The 15559-nt window shown below is 47.4% G+C and carries 10 protein-coding genes; 4 read left to right on the forward strand and 6 right to left on the reverse strand.

The window, feature by feature from the left end; all coding sequences use genetic code 11:
• The first annotated feature begins 4 nt into the window (after window positions 1–4).
• Window positions 5–1171: a glycoside hydrolase family 76 protein gene (locus AAE250_RS13545; RefSeq protein ID WP_294602096.1), complete on the forward strand. Its 1167-nt coding sequence runs from the start codon at window positions 5–7 to the stop codon at window positions 1169–1171.
• Window positions 1172–1874: 703 nt separating this feature from the next.
• Here the strand turns inward: AAE250_RS13545 and AAE250_RS13550 are convergent.
• From AAE250_RS13550 to AAE250_RS13565, 4 genes are all read right to left on the reverse strand, one after another.
• Window positions 1875–5870: a hybrid sensor histidine kinase/response regulator transcription factor gene (locus AAE250_RS13550; RefSeq protein ID WP_294602099.1), complete on the reverse strand. Its 3996-nt coding sequence runs from the start codon at window positions 5868–5870 to the stop codon at window positions 1875–1877.
• A 218-nt stretch (window positions 5871–6088) separates the two neighbouring features.
• A complete protein-coding gene (locus AAE250_RS13555) occupies window positions 6089–7480 on the reverse strand; it encodes an efflux transporter outer membrane subunit (protein WP_294602101.1) in 1392 nt (463 codons plus the stop codon).
• Between the two features lie 17 nt (window positions 7481–7497).
• Window positions 7498–10608 carry an efflux RND transporter permease subunit gene (locus AAE250_RS13560; protein WP_294602104.1) on the reverse strand — a complete coding sequence of 1037 codons (3111 nt, stop codon included), beginning with the start codon at window positions 10606–10608 and terminating at the stop codon, window positions 7498–7500.
• A gap of 7 nt (window positions 10609–10615) precedes the next feature.
• Complete coding sequence (locus AAE250_RS13565) at window positions 10616–11827, reverse strand: efflux RND transporter periplasmic adaptor subunit (RefSeq protein WP_294602106.1); 1212 nt, start codon at window positions 11825–11827, stop codon at window positions 10616–10618.
• A gap of 308 nt (window positions 11828–12135) precedes the next feature.
• Between AAE250_RS13565 and AAE250_RS13570 the strand changes: the two genes are divergently transcribed.
• From AAE250_RS13570 to AAE250_RS13580, 3 genes are read left to right on the forward strand one after another with little or no spacing between them, the layout of a single operon-like run.
• A complete protein-coding gene (locus tag AAE250_RS13570; RefSeq protein WP_294602109.1) occupies window positions 12136–12405 on the forward strand; it encodes a hypothetical protein in 270 nt (89 codons plus the stop codon).
• Window position 12406: 1 nt separating this feature from the next.
• Window positions 12407–12961: a lysophospholipid acyltransferase family protein gene (locus AAE250_RS13575; protein WP_294602112.1), complete on the forward strand. Its 555-nt coding sequence runs from the start codon at window positions 12407–12409 to the stop codon at window positions 12959–12961.
• Between the two features lie 10 nt (window positions 12962–12971).
• Entirely contained in the window at window positions 12972–13781 is an 810-nt protein-coding gene (locus tag AAE250_RS13580) for an amidohydrolase (RefSeq protein ID WP_294602115.1), read from the forward strand.
• Here AAE250_RS13580 and AAE250_RS13585 read toward each other — a convergent pair.
• Both AAE250_RS13585 and AAE250_RS13590 read right to left on the reverse strand, forming a co-directional pair.
• Window positions 13753–14454, reverse strand: a complete 702-nt coding sequence (locus tag AAE250_RS13585; protein WP_294602118.1) for an SIMPL domain-containing protein — start codon at window positions 14452–14454, stop codon at window positions 13753–13755. The genes AAE250_RS13580 and AAE250_RS13585 overlap by 29 nt on opposite strands.
• Before the next feature lie 80 nt (window positions 14455–14534).
• Entirely contained in the window at window positions 14535–15461 is a 927-nt protein-coding gene (locus tag AAE250_RS13590) for a WYL domain-containing protein (RefSeq protein WP_342289050.1), read from the reverse strand.
• Window positions 15462–15559 lie beyond the last annotated feature (98 nt).

The following is a 15559-nucleotide window of genomic DNA, read 5'->3' on the forward strand; positions in this document are numbered from 1 at the left end:
CAAGATGAGAAAGTTTTTCATAACCTCCACCCTACTCCTGATACCCCTTTTCCTCTCGGCCCAGCTGGGAGGGAAGCTGTATCAGCAGCGGGCGGATTCACTGCTACAACGCATCCTTTCACTCTACGAAGTGAAGAAGTACGGGTTGCTGATGGAGACCTATCCGCGCAACCCCAAACAACAAATCACTTATACGGCCGACACGGGGAACGAAGTCACCCAGCAGGAAGTTTCTTTCCTTTGGCCCTACTCGGCGATGGTGTCGGGATGCGTCTCACTCTACAAGACATCGGGCGAGAAGAAGTACAAGAAGCTGATGGACCGGCAAATCAAGCCCGGACTGGACCGCTACTGGGACAGTACCCGCCTGCCTGAGTGCTACCAGTCCTACCCCGCTTTTGCCGGGAAGAACGACCGCTACTACGACGACAACGACTGGGTTGCCATCGACTTTTGCGACTACTACGTGGCCACCCGCAACCAGGAGTACCTCCGTAAGGCCATAGCCCTGCACGATTACATCTACTCCGGCTGGTCCGACGAGCTGGGAGGCGGCATCTACTGGTGCGAGCAGAAGAAGACGTCGAAGAACACCTGCTCCAACGCGCCCGCTACCGTGCTTTGCATGAAGCTCTACAACATTACGAAAGACCGGAAGTATCTGGAGCAGGCCAAAGAGACTTACCGCTGGACGCGCGACAATCTGCGCGACCCGTCGGACTTCGTCTACTGGGACAACGTGAACCTGAAAGGAAAGATAGGCTATGCCAAATACACGTACAACAGCGGGCAGATGATTCAGGCCGGCGTACTGCTCTACCAAGCCACCGGCGACAAACAGTACCTGACAGACGCCCAGCAGACGGCGCGCGGAGCCCATCAGCATTTCCTGAAGCCGCAGCCCACCGTCCGGGGGGAGATGTTGTTCTACCCCTCCAGCCCGTGGTTCAACGTCATCCTGTTCCGCGGCTTGAAAGCCCTCTACCAGGTGGACAAGGACGATACGTACGTGAAGGCGATGATTGCCAATGCCGATTATGCCTGGAGATATACGCGCGATGAAAACGGGCTGCTGAACAACGACTGGTCCGGCAATCGCAAAGACCGATTCAAGAGCCTGTTGGAGAACTCTTGCATGATAGAACTGTATTCGGAGATCAGCGAACTGTAAACGCTTCGCTCTCTCCCAAAAAGCGAGCCTCCGGGCCGACACTTTTCTTCCAGATTTTCTCGGAGGAAGGAAAAGTGCCGGTTCGGAGGCTTCTATTTTTGCCGGGGAGGAGAAGAGGCGTTCGGTTGACCCCTATTTTTCCCGGGGGAGCCTTTGTAACGTGCAGTTGGCTCCAATTTTCTCCGGCGGGGCAAATGTAACGTGCAGTTGACCCCAATTTTTCCCGGCGGAGCAAATGTAACGTGCGGTTGGCTCCAATTTTGCGCGGCGGGGGTAATGTAACGTGCGGTTGGCCCCGATTTTCCCCGGCGGGGGTAATGTAACGTGCGGTTGGCTCCGATTTTCCTCGGCGGAGGTAATGTAACGTGCGGTTAGCCCCGATTTTCCTCGGCGGAGGTAATGTAACGTGAGTTCGATATAAGATGATTGACTCATATCCGTACAGGTTATGAGCAAGAGTATCTCAAACTCCTCCGCCTGAAAGGGGAGGTGCCCGTAGGGCGGAGGGGTTTTACATCCGCAGGGGGCTTATGTATTGCAAAGTTACTCTCTGCTTATGTAGGACCCCCTCCCCCCTACGGGGTACTCCCCCTTTCAGGCGGGAGAGTTTGAGATACTCATGTTTATCATTTCATTCATTTCTATCATCAATATGAGTCAATCATCTTATATCGAACTCACGTTAATGTAACGAACCGCCCCATCAGGATGCCGGAGGATAATCCTTAGGCAGCACCCCAAACTGCGCCTTAAAGCATTTGGCAAAATACGACGAAGAGTTAAAGCCCACCTGCTCGCAAACTTCTATAATCCGCATTCCACTCTTCAGCAATTCGGCAGCCTTGTTCAGACGTATCGTCTTCAGGTAGTCATTAGGCGCCATACCGGACAGCGCCTTTATCTTCCGATAGAAATTGGAACGGCTCATGTTCAATGCCTCAGCCAGTGTATCTACCGAAAAGTTCTCATCCGAAAGCTGCTCGCCTATTGCTGCCTGCACCTTGGCAATGAAATCGCAGTCCCGCTGAGAAAGCGTAAACTCGGTTGCCAGCGTCCCGGGCGCAGTGCCGGACAGAGTAGTCATCATCTTATGGAATGCCTGGCGCAACTTCAGCAGATTCTCAATCTGCTTGTGCAGCTGGCGGATGGAGAAAGGCTTCTCTACAAACGCATCCGCCCCGCAATCGAATCCTTCCGCTTTCGCCTCAAGCGTCGTCTTGGCCGTCAACAGAATCACCGGAATGTGCGAGTAGTCGATGTCCGACTTCACCCGTTCCGTCAGCTCCATGCCATCCATCTCGGGCATCATCACGTCACTGACGATTACATCGACCACCTCTTTGGCCAGCACCTCCAATGCCTGACGCCCATTGTGCGCCTTGAGCACCTTGAACCAGGCACTGAGCGACTCCCGGGTCAGGTTCAGCAGCTCCACATTATCCTCTACCAGCAGCACGGTGAACTTCCGGGCCGAATATTCCGTCGTTTCCAAGGCTGCATCTTCAGTCTCCGGCACATTTACCAGCTCCGGAAGTTGTGAGGCTTCTTCGGTGCTCTTCTCCCCCACCGGCAACGACAATACAAAAGAAGAACCGCCATACGAACTATCGGCCACCGTCAGTGTGCCGTGATGCAGTTCGGCCAGCGACCTGGAGAAAGCGAGTCCTATCCCGGTTCCCTCCACTCCGGGCTTGGCATCTCTCACCTGATAAAACGCCTCGAAAATCCTTTGCTTTTCAGCATCCGGCACACCCGGTCCATCGTCTTCCACCAATATCTTAAAACCATCTTCCACCGCAACCAGACGGACATCAATGCGGGTGCGGGCATACTTCACTGCATTGCCTATCAGGTTGACGATAATCTTGCACACATTCTCCGAGTCCACCTGCGCATACACTTCCTTTTTAGGAATATCGAGCGTTATCAACAATTTATTCAGCTCGGCCGAACCGGAGAATTGCTCATACACCACCTTCACCAATTCACTGACGTTACATCGCTTCAGATTCAGCCGGATTCCTCCGCTTTCCATCTTCTGGAAGTCGAGCAGCTGGTTAGTGATGCCCAGCAGATAGTTCACATTGCGGTCAATCACCAAGAGGTACCTGGCATCGCGTTCCCCTCTTCTCTCCTCAAGCAGCTTTTCGAGCGGCAGGCGAATCAAGCTCAACGGCGTACGGATCTCGTGCACCAGGTTGACGAAGAAGCTGATCTTCGACTTATACACCTCTTCCTCTTTCGTTATCTGATACTCCTTCATGCGCCGTTTGTACTTCATCTTGACGAATTTATTCCAACGCCAAGCTATGTAGCAAGCCACTCCCAACAGACACAAGACGTACAAACAATAAGCCCAAACAGAAAGCCACCAGGGAGGTGTAATCACAATCAGCAACGAAGCATTCTCCTCATTCCACAAATGGTCATTGTTAGAGCCGCGCACTTCGAACTCATACTTTCCCGGAGAAAGATTCGTGTACGAAGCGATATTGAGATTCGGGCTCGTAACCCAGTCCTTATCTACTCCCTTCAGCCGATAGCTATACTTGTTCTTCAATGGGTCTTCGTAGCTGAGGGCCACAAAGTTGATTGAAAAACTATTGTACTCGTAGGGCAAGGTGATGGTCTTCGCCCGATAAAGAGGCTCTTCCAAATGCAGTTTCTCCTTCATGGCACGCTCGTCAGCAAGGTATGGCAAGCGGATGTCTGTGATGTAAACCGGAGGGATATACTGATTGTCCGTAAACTGCTCGGGAACGAATGCATTAAAACCGTTGATACCTCCAAAGTAAAGCTTGCCGTCGGCTGTTTTCAAGGAAGACTGTGCCGTAAACTGATTTCCCTGCAAGCCATCGTCCACCGTAAACCGGCGGAAATGCTGCTTCGTAACCGGATTGATCGTAACCAGCCCGGTATTGCCGGAGATCCAGAAATCACCCGTTTTATCTTCTTCTATGGAGTAAATGACCCGGTTGGGCAGGAGCGTACTGGTGGGATCGAAGTCCACAAAGGTTTCGGTATCGGCATTGAACGAGCAAAGCCCGCCTCCATTCGTTCCGAACCACATAGTACCTTTCCTGTCTTCGAACAGAGTGATTATCGAATTATTAGTAATGGTGGTAGAGTCGGAACTTTCGTGCAGATAGTGTTTCCAGTGGTCGTCGTGCATGCTATAACGGAATACCCCGCTGCTGGAAGTAGCAATCCACAGATTCTCATACAGATCTTCCGTTATATCGACAACAGATATCATGGAGCCTATAGTAGTAATCGTCGAGAAATCATCCTCTTTTGCATTATACTGGCACAAGCCCCAACTGGTTCCGACAAAGATATTACCGCTCCGGTCTTTGTACAATGCCAACACATCGTCACTGCAAATAGTATTGGGAATATCTTTCTGGTGATTGTACGACTTCAGTTTCCCCGTCTTAATATCCAATACCTTCAGCCCTTCGCTATAAGTACCCATCCACAGCCGGTCATCATCCAGCAACAAAGAACGTATATCATACTTCAGATTGACATGCCCTCCTATCTCGTAACGGGACAGTTGCTGGGTAGCAGTATTGAAAAAGCATAAGCCATTGCGGGTGCCCACCCAAATGTTCCCATCCCTGTTTTCGCAGAAAGGCCCGATGACTTTACCCGCATATACCATTCCCTCATGGTAAACCGGAGGATAATAGTCGAAGCGCTTCGTTTGCTTCGCCTGATAGTTGACACCTCCCAGATTGGTTAATATCCAAATGCCCCCTTCCACATCGCGCATCATTGCGTTAATGGATTGGTCGCTAAGACTCCGCGGGTCACTGGGATTATCAATGCGGACAAAAGTCTTGGCAACAATATTAAAAAGGTAGAGCCCGTTGTCCGTACCCAACAACAATTCGGTATCCGAATAACTTAGAAGGCTGTTGATAGCACCGAAATTGAATGCAGACGCATTGTAGTAATCCAACTTCCCGGAGTTCTCATTCAGGCAATACAGCAAGTTACTCCCTGCCCCGAACCATATATTACCAGCTATCGGCAGCAGGCAGTGAATGCGATAATTATCCGGATTGTTGCCGGCTGCCATCAATGGGTACGAACGTATAAAATTCCCCTCTTTGTCAAAACAAAGCAGCCCCTCCTGCAAGGAAGAGGAATAGATGTTTGAACCACTCTCACAGACATCCCACATAAAAGAGGCTTGCAGGCTATTCTGGTGTAACGAGTCTTTCTCCTGATCGTAGACAAACAGGCCCTGTCCCAATGTCGCAATCCAAACCAATCCATTCCCGGACTTTATAATCTTTTTGACCTCACTGCTGATGAAAACCCCATAAGGAGTCTTCTTATCGAAATGGGAGAAGCGGTCGTGCTTCCGGTCATAGATATAAAGTCCGGAGTTGGTTCCTACCCAAATATCCTGGTTCTCGTCTTCGAAGAGTGCCTGTACAAAGTTGTTCCCAAGCGAAAACTTATCATTCAATACATTCCGGTATATCTTGCTGTTCAAACCGTTAAAGCAATTCAAACCATCGTTCGTACCCAGCCATACAAAGCCATGACTATCCTGCAACGCACACCATACAGTGTTGTGCGACAGTCCGTCTTCTACCTGATATTTCTTAAAAGTAAAATTGGGGAATGCAAATAATGGTAACAGCCAGAAAGCCAACAGGAGACTCAGCAGTGCAGTTCTTTTCATGTTCTTCAATCATTTAAGTGTAGATATTCTCCCTAACCGAGTTATTGTATATCTTCTATTTATTCTCGTCTCTCACAAATAGCCCATTATCATCTCAGAAGCAGTTCTCTATCTTTAAAGATGATTGGACAAAATTAATGAGTTTTTCTAAATAATCATAGTATTAAGCGAGAAATATAGATACTTAAGATTGAAGAATATAAAAAGGAGCCCTCTCCTTATTCCACAGCATCCGTTGCTGTCTGCCAGCCGCCTCCCAAAGCTTTATACACATTTACCATTGCAATGAGTTCATCGCGGATAGCATTGCTTACGCCTATCTGCGCGTCAAAGTAGCCACGTTGCGCATCGAGCACATCCATGTAGTTGATGACACCATTGATATATTGCAGTTGCGCCAAGTCTACGTAGCCTTTGGCAGAGCGTTCGAGCTTGGCGCGAAGCTGGTAGACCTCCTTTATCTTATTGAAATCGACAATTGCATTTTTGGCTTCCTTGAATGCATTCAGTACTGTCTTTTCATAATTGTGCACTTCAGCTTCGAAAGAAGCTTTCTGGGCTTTCAGTGCGGCACGGTTCTTTCCCCAACCGAAAAGCGGAGTCAGCACTGCACCGTTCAGCAGTGAATAAGGCGATTGCAGGAAGTTGGAAAGTACATCGCTTTCCAACCCGAATTGTCCGGTAAGGGCGAGGCGGGGAAACATATTGGTATAGGCCACTTTCACTTTTGCATGTTCTGCCCTCAACTGCTGTTCCGCTGCACGAATATCGGGGCGGCGCTCCAGTAAATCGGAAGGCAACCCGACCGGCAAAGATTCCGGCACATCCAGTTCTTGCAAGAAGTTGACACGGCGGATGCGGGTAGGAAATTCACCGGCAAGGAAAGCAATGTCATTCTCCTTTAAAGAGATGCGACGTTCCAAGTCCGGTACAAGCGTCGCAGTACGTGCCAGCTCTACTTGTGCCTGTTGGTAGGAGGTTTCCGAAGTAAGTCCACCCTCAAAACGAATACGCGCCAGACGGACACCTTCTTCGCGGGCCTTCTGTGTCTGGCGGACAATCTCCAGTTCCGTATCGAGGGCTACCAATTCGTAATAGGCTTGCGCCACCTCGGCAACAATCGTCATACGCAAAGCGCGCTGGGCCTCTACCGTTTTCAAATAATCGGCCACGGCAGCCACTTGCTTCCATCGCAGGTTTCCCCAAAGATCTATTTCCCAGGAAAGAAGTGCTTTGGCTTCATAAGTATTGCCCACATCACGGCTATGTCCGCCATAATTCTCAACTTCCCGTTCGGCATCCACCTTTCCGGTGAGTTGAGGCAAGAGATTGGCAACACTGATACGCTTCTGTGCCGCCATCTCCTTGACACGTGCCGCAGCAATAAGCATATCCTTGTTATATTCAAGCGTACGTGCTATCAGACTGCGCAAGGTGCTGTCCGTATAAACCACCTGCCACTGTTCATCGGCAATGCTCATACTGTCTTGTTGCTGTGCCAAGCTATCCGGCAATGACATTTCCGGACGGACATAGCTTTTTCCTATCTTGCAGGATGTAAAAACAAACATGCTCAATAACAAGAGGATATATATATTTCTTTTTTTCATGATGTTGTTCTTTAAATTCAGTCTTTCTTAATCTTATGCTGCACTTTTGCCTTTGTCTTATAAACCATGACAAAGAAGAATGGCACGAGCACGATACCGAACACAATGGCAAATATCATTCCGAAGAAGACACCCGTACCGATGGCCTGACGACTTGCCGAACCCGGTCCGCTTGCCAATACCATAGGAAGCATGCCCAATACAAAGGCAAGAGAAGTCATCAGGATAGGCCGGAAACGAAGCTGGGCTGCATGAATGGCTGATTGTACCAAATCTCCGCCTTTATCGACTTGCACCTTGGCAAACTCGACAATAAGGATGGCATTCTTTGCTGCCAGTCCCATCAGCATCACCAAGCCTATCTGGAAATAAATATCATTTTCCAATCCGCATATCGCCACACCCAAGTATGCCCCTAAAGCAGCAACCGGCAACGACAATAACACGGCGATAGGCACCGTCCAACTTTCATACTGGGCAGCCAGGAAGAGGAATACGAAAAGGAAAACCAATGTCAGCACCAATCCTGTCTGTCCGCCGGCCTTTTTCTCCTGATATGAAAGGCCACTCCATTCCAGTCCGATATTATCCGGCAAGTGGTCTCGCGCAATCTGTTCCATAACCTCCATGGCCTGACCGGAACTATAGCCTTGAGCGGCAGAACCACGAATGACGGCAGTGGTAAACATATTGAAGCGCTTAATACTGCCCGGCCCTGTGGTATAAGATGCATTTCCCAACGAAGTCAGCGGGATCATCGCTCCGTCTTTCGCCTTCACGAAGAACAGGTTGATATTATCCTTGTGCTCACGATAAGGAGCTTCCGCCTGAATATACACCTTATATATACGGTTGAACATATTGAAATCGTTTACATAGACAGAACCGGTATAAGCCTTCATCGTAGAAAACACATCAGCCAAAGGTACTCCCAGCATCTTCACTTTATCACGGTCTACATCGAAATAAAGCTGGGGGATTTCGGATTGCAAAGAGGATGAAAGTCCCGTCAGTTCTTTATTTCTCTGGGCATAGTACATCAGCGTGTCTGCTGCCTGCACCAGGTCATCGAATGTAGCCTCTCCACGTGCTTCGAGCTGCAATTCAAAACCACCCGAAGTACCCAGCCCCGGAATGACCGGTGGTGTGGAAAGATAGACTTTACACTCAGGATATTCTTTTAAATCCTTCTCCACATTCTCCATTATTTTATCAATGGAAATGCTTTTGCGATCCTCCCACGGTTTAAGAATAACCGTCAATTCACTACGGGCCTGACTGCTTCCTACACGCGGACTGCTCCCCGTTACGTTCTGTACATAAGCCACAAACGGATTCTTCTCCAGGTATTTCACAGCACGGTCGGTCACTACGCGGGTACGCTCCAACGTAGCGCCTTCGGGCAATTCCAACTCTATCTTGAAATATCCCTGGTCTTCTGTAGGCAAAAAGCTGGTAGGCACCAGACGGTGTATAATAAAAATGGCAACCAGTACCAACCCGAACGCACTCATCAAGCGACGGGGATTCTTGATGACACGGCTGATGACACCTATATATTTATGATTGCCCAGATTCAACCATTGATTTATCTTACGAAAAACGATGTTCTTCTTCTTACCGCTATCAGGTCTTAAGATAAGCGAACACATGACGGGACTAAGCGTCAACGCTACTACCGTGGAAAGTAATACGGACACTGCAATGGTAATGGTAAACTGACGATACAGTTGTCCGGTAATTCCACTCAGGAAGCTTACCGGTACAAACACGGCACAGAGTACCAACGAAGTAGCTATCAAAGCACTTGCCAATCCGTTCATCGCCTTCTTGGTTGCTTCGTAAGGGCTGAGCTTTTCAGTCTCCATAAGATGCTCCACATTTTCCACCACTACGATGGCATCGTCTACCACAATACCGATGGCAAGAATCAATCCGAGCAAAGTCAGCATGTTCAGCGAGAAACCGAAAATAAGCATGAAACCAAAGGTACCAACCAGGGAAATAGGCACCGCAACAATCGGTATCACCGTTGCACGCCAACTTTGCAAGGAAAGAAATACTACCAGCACAACCAGAATCAGTGCTTCGAACAAAGTCTTATACACTTCGTGGATAGACTCGGAAATATACGTAGTCATATCGAAAGGGATCTCATAACTCATTCCCTCCGGGAAATTAGCACTAATCTCTTTCATAGCTTCCTTCACATTCTTGGCCACTTCCATCGCATTTGCTCCGGGCAGCATGTAAATGCCGAGAACAGCAGCATTCTCACCATTGATACCACTCTCCGTACTATACGAAGAAGCTTCAAGAGAAACACGCGCCACATCGCGCAAGCGAATGATGGACCCGTTAGAATTGGCACGGACCACGATGTCTTCGAACTGTTTCACAGAACTCAGACGTCCTTGGGTTGTGATAGGAATCGTTATATCAAGTCCTTTCACCGGCTGCTGTCCCAAAACGCCGGCAGCAGATTCACGGTTCTGGTCTTTCAGGGCATTCTGCAAGTCCTGCACGGTCAACCCGAAGTTAGCCAACTTATCGGGAAGTGCCCATATCTGCATGGCGTAGTAGCGGCTACCGATGTTGGAAACACGTCCCACACCGGGAATACGACGCAACAGGTCGAGTACGTTGATAGTAGCAAAGTTACTCAGATAGATTTCGTCGAACTTAGGATCGCTGGAAGTCAGACAGAGCGTCATCAACTGGCTGGGAGCCTGCTTTTCTACGGAAATACCGTTCTGAATAACTTCGGCAGGCAGACGGCTTTCTGCCAGCTTCACACGATTCTGTATTTCTACGGCAGCCAGATCGGGGTCGGCTGATACATCGAAGGTAACCGTTGCCGAAAAGCCTCCGGAGTTGGAACTGTTGGACTCCATGTAAATCATCCCCGGAGTACCGTTTATTTCCTGTTCAATAGGGGTTGCCACCGCTTGCGAAACCGTCAGCGCACTTGCTCCCGGATAGGAAGCGCTGATTTTCACCACGGGCGGCGTTATCTGTGGATATTGGTCCACCGGCAGCATCGTCAGGCCAATGATACCGATAATTACAATCACAATCGATATCACCGCCGAGAATACCGGGCGGTCTATAAAGAAACTTACTTTCATAACATCATTACTTTGAAGGGTTGTTCTCCTTTGATTTCTGTTCTTCGTCTTCTTTAGGAACAGCAGCCTGCGCACGTACTTTTATACCCGGAGTAAGCTTATGGAAACCTTCCGTCACCACCTGTTCACCGGCAGCCAAGCCGCGCTCAACCACCCAATTATTGCCAAATTCAGGTCCTAGTTCGATGAAGCGCTTCTCAACCGTAGAGTCCCGGCGCATCACAAAGATGTAAGCACCACCTTTTTCAATAGTGACTGCCTTTTGAGGAACAGCAATCGCATCTTCGCGCACATCCAGCAACAACTTCACTTTCGTAAACTGCCCCGGAAGCAGCACGCTGTTAGGATTCGGCATTTCTGCACGTACGGAGAAAGTTCCGGTCTGCGGGTCAACCTGCGGTTCTGCAAAGTCTACATAACCCTTATAAGGATAAACAGCATTGTCAGCCAAAGTAATCGTGATATTCGGCTGCCAGGAACGTGTAGAATCCTGGCGACCAATATCGATATTCCGTTCCTTACTTTTCAAGTAATCCAACGCCGTCATATTGAAGTCCACCAATACGGTGTCACTCTTCACCACTGTTGCCAATAATGACTTTCCACCCGGTCCTACCAAAGTACCCAAGTCTACATTTCTTTCACTGATATGTCCTGACAGCGGAGAGCGGACAAGTGTATATCCCAGCTCCAGTTCCGCCTGATCCAAATCGGCCTGGCTCATAGCGACCGAAGCCTCTGCCGTTTCGTACGCAGCCTGGGCATTGTCCAAATCCAACTGACTGGCAGCATTTTGTGCATACAACGGGCGGATACGTTCCAGATCGCGCTTCGCTTTCAACGCCTGCGCCTCATCTTTCTTCAATTGTGCGCGGGCTTTATCAGCCTTAGCCCGGTATTGATCCTGATTGATAACAAAAAGGACTTGATTCTTCGTCACATACTTTCCTTCTGCAAAAAGCATATTCTCCAGATATCCTTCTACACGCGCACGTACTTCTACAAATTGCTGCGCCCGGATACGGCCTACATATTCGCCATATATCTCCACATCGCCTTTCTCCGCAGGCTCCACTATTACGGTAGGAGCTTCGGGTTGGACTTTCTTTGGCCAAGTCAGAATAAAATAGCCTACCAACAATACAACCAGACAGGCTGCTATTATCAGTATCCTCTTCTTGCTTAGCTTCATTTCTTTTTTAGATAAAACCAGTTTCATGCTTGTTCGTTTATTAAATTTAACCCTGTTTCTATTTGTAAATAACAAATCAGATGCCAAACATGTTGATACTGCAACCACTTTTTACATAACATACTATATATCAAGCAACAGTAATAGAGGTCAATCCTAATATTATCCCCGATAATCCTAACTATCCTGTAGAATGCATCCACAAATTGTAGAATAATTCCACACTCCCTCACTCATTAAAAACACATAAAAACGTCCTTTTCTTCCATAGTAACAATAAAAAACAGTATCTTTACCGGATATAATTCACAGTATTCATTTAAAATGTAAAGATTATGGCAAGTAGAAAGAATTTAAAGAAGAATATCAACTATATTGCAGGCGAACTTTTCACAGAATGCCTTGTCCACAGTATGTATGTCCCCGGAACCGATAAAGAGAAAGCAGATGAGCTGATGGCAGAGATTCTGAAGATGCAAGATGAGTTTGTAAGCCGCATCAGTCATACCGAGCCGGGAAATGTAAAAGGTTTCTACAAGAAATTCCTTTCTGATTTCAACGCAAAAGTAGGCGAAATTATTGAAGCAATGGGCAAATTGAAATAAAATGAAGAAAGCCCTTTATAGTTTCATTTATTATCGCCTTTTAGGCTGGAAAACAAATGTGACGGTGGAAAACTATGATAAGTGCATAGTTTGTGCAGCACCCCACACTTCTAATTGGGATTTATTTATCGGCAAATTGTATTATGGAGCCATTGGACGCAAAACCAGCTTCATGATGAAGAAGGAATGGTTCTTCTTTCCGTTGGGACTGATATTCAAGGCAGTTGGCGGTATTCCCGTAAATCGGGGACGCAAATCATCCTTAGTGGACCAGATGGCCGAAAAATTTGCAAGCAGCAAGCACTTCCATCTCGCCATCACTCCGGAGGGAACCCGCAAGGCTAATCCTAATTGGAAAAAAGGTTTCTATTACATAGCACTCAAGGCGCAAGTGCCTATTGTGCTCGTCGGGATCGATTATCCCTCAAAAACTATTTCATGCACTAAAGCCATTATGCCCAGTGGAGATATGGCCAAAGATATGCATGAAATAAAGCTTTATTACAAGAACTTCAGAGGAAAGAATCCCAAAAACTTTGATTTAGGAGAAGTTTAATAAGAAAGTTATGCGCATAAGTATTCTGCAAACAGACATCGTTTGGGAAAACAAACAAGAAAATCTCCGTCGCCTCCGCGAAAAGTTAGAAACTCTTCGCGGGACAACGGAGATTGTTGTTTTACCGGAAACATTTTCCACCGGTTTTAGTATGGACACGGAACATCTGGCCGAACCGGTGACGGGAGAAACTATAACAACGCTACGCCGATGGGCTGAAGAGTTTCAGTTCGCCATTACCGGCAGTTACATTGCTTGCAAAACATCATCCTCACCCGATGAGCAGCCATCTTACTACAACCGTGCTTTCTTTCTCACCCCCGAAGGTAATACTTATTATTACGACAAGCGCCATCTTTTTCGCATGGGCAGTGAAACGGAACATTTCACCTCCGGCAACAAACGCCCTATCATATCCTATCGCGGCTGGAATATCCTTCTGCTCGTCTGTTACGACCTCCGTTTCCCGGTATGGAGCCGCAATGTAGACAATGAATACGATCTTCTTATCTATGTTGCCAACTGGCCTGTTCCCCGTCGCAGAGTATGGGACATCTTATTGCCCGCCCGCGCATTGGAGAATATAAGCTACGTTTGCGGAGTAAACCGTGTTGGTACGGATAATCATAAACTTCCACATAGTGGAGGCAGCGTTATCTATTCTCCCAAAGGCGAACTCCTGGCCAGTGTACCCGATAATGAAGAAGGCGTTGCTACAGCCACACTCAATCTCACTGCACTCAAAGAGTTCAGGCAGAAATTCCCCGCATGGAAAGATGCGGACCGCTTCTTTATCTCTTCAGATAATAGTTTACAGTAGTGACTACGCGTACACTCTTTATATAAGGAGTATTAGCGTCACGATCGGAAATAGAGAACTGTCCCTGCGAGGCATTCCGTATTTTCCCCAAGCTACTATCTGAATCTTTGGCAAACTTCTCGGCTGCGGCGCGTGCATTCTTAGTGGCCTCTTCAATCATTTGCGGCTTGATGTCATTCAGACCGGTAAACTCGTATGATACATTATACTTATAATCACCACCGGTGATGGCGATGCCTTGTTTCAAGAGTTCAGCCTGCTCGGACATCAGTTTCCGCACCTTATCTACATTTTTAGAAGTGACCGTGATAACGGAAGTTGCATTGTATCGATAAGGTATATCGCGGTTTCCGTAACGCTCGGCCTGCATATCAATTACTTCCGGAGGAGCAATATCTATTTCGTCCTTTGCAATACCATTCTTTTCAAGGAACGTCACGATAGCTTTATTCTTCTGCTCCATATTTACATAAAGAAGAGCAGGATCATTGCCGATATCTTTATATACCAATGGCCAGATCACCTTATCAGCAGGCACTTCCATCTCTGCCAGGCCTTTTACACTCACAATACGATCCTTGTCTTTAAAGTCGTTGATACCATTTTTTATCATCACGCCCAGCATGATGATACCAATAGAAATAATGATTGCCTCAATTCTCCAGTTCTTCATACGCATGCTTTTTTTAAGTAAGTAGTTTAAAGATGGAACAAAGATAAGGAATAAAATGTTTTGAAGAACAAATATCAGCCTTATTCATCAATGGCATGACCTACTCCCGTTTCATAACCACCAAGAGTGGCACGAAGCACGGATATCATATCTTGTCGGAACGACTCAGGAGAAAGTACGGCCAGTTTGTCGCGATGCCACAGCAATTCTTGCTTCAAATCATAAGTAGGACGCACAAAAATCTCAAAGTCCGTATAATCTTCGGTATGCGCAACCTCCACTTGTGAGGAATGGAGAGGTACATCTTTTATGTAAGCATCTTGCGGCCAAAAGGCACGGAAACGGATCGTTATCGGTTCAAACTGTCGGATGATGCCGAAACAGTGTTCAAAGTAAGTCTCCGGTTTCAGTGTTTTCCGCAGTTTCGGAGAGATTTTTATCTTTTTGCCTTCCAACGTTTCCACTTGCTTCATACGTTCCAATGCACACGTCATAGGATGACCTTTTCCCTTGACTTCTCCTATGAGATACCAGCGTTGTTTGAAAAGACGTACAAAGGCAGGAATCAGTTCTATACTTTTCTCTTCCTGATAGTGGGATTTATATACAAAGCGGAGCGGATACTCTTTGTCAATAGCATCCATCACTTCCTGCAGCAAACCGGCAGCAGGAGGAGCCGGTTCTATCATAACTTCTTCATGCTGATTTACCCGCTCTGCCAGACATGATATCCGGAAAGCACTCAACAGCCATTCTTGCAAATCGCGGTTTTTAAAACTCTCCGGTCGTATCACTCTATACAAATTAGTGCTCTTGTCGCAATCAATGTCTACATACATCAGCGATTCTGCCAAACGGCGATAACGTCCGAAACTACGTACTGCCAATGGCTCTCCATCTTCATTGGCTGATGCATTCATCCACTTCTTCTGAATTTCCGGTAAGGTCAGTGGTTGGGAACTAAGTGTATCAATCAACCATAGACAAAATTTATACTTAAAAATCATAGCTCATCCTCCTTTCCAAACAGGAAGTCACAGATTGAATGACTCAGCATACGGCTTCCTTTTATAATTAATTTCAAAAATACAATAATATAAACCAA

It is taken from the genome of Bacteroides sp. GD17, from assembly GCF_038448625.1.
GTDB lineage: Bacteria > Bacteroidota > Bacteroidia > Bacteroidales > Bacteroidaceae > Bacteroides.

What these genes read in the sequence shown, in the direction of transcription:
- AAE250_RS13545 (WP_294602096.1), top strand. Translation starts at nt 5, where the DNA reads ATGAGAAAGTTTTTCATAACCTCCACCCTACTCCTGATACCCCTTTTC.
- AAE250_RS13550 (WP_294602099.1), bottom strand. Translation starts at nt 5,870, where the DNA reads ATGAAAAGAACTGCACTGCTGAGTCTCCTGTTGGCTTTCTGGCTGTTA.
- AAE250_RS13555 (WP_294602101.1), bottom strand. Translation starts at nt 7,480, where the DNA reads ATGAAAAAAAGAAATATATATATCCTCTTGTTATTGAGCATGTTTGTT.
- AAE250_RS13560 (WP_294602104.1), bottom strand. Translation starts at nt 10,608, where the DNA reads ATGAAAGTAAGTTTCTTTATAGACCGCCCGGTATTCTCGGCGGTGATA.
- AAE250_RS13565 (WP_294602106.1), bottom strand. Translation starts at nt 11,827, where the DNA reads ATGAAACTGGTTTTATCTAAAAAAGAAATGAAGCTAAGCAAGAAGAGG.
- AAE250_RS13570 (WP_294602109.1), top strand. Translation starts at nt 12,136, where the DNA reads ATGGCAAGTAGAAAGAATTTAAAGAAGAATATCAACTATATTGCAGGC.
- AAE250_RS13575 (WP_294602112.1), top strand. Translation starts at nt 12,407, where the DNA reads ATGAAGAAAGCCCTTTATAGTTTCATTTATTATCGCCTTTTAGGCTGG.
- AAE250_RS13580 (WP_294602115.1), top strand. Translation starts at nt 12,972, where the DNA reads ATGCGCATAAGTATTCTGCAAACAGACATCGTTTGGGAAAACAAACAA.
- AAE250_RS13585 (WP_294602118.1), bottom strand. Translation starts at nt 14,454, where the DNA reads ATGAAGAACTGGAGAATTGAGGCAATCATTATTTCTATTGGTATCATC.
- AAE250_RS13590 (WP_342289050.1), bottom strand. Translation starts at nt 15,461, where the DNA reads ATGATTTTTAAGTATAAATTTTGTCTATGGTTGATTGATACACTTAGT.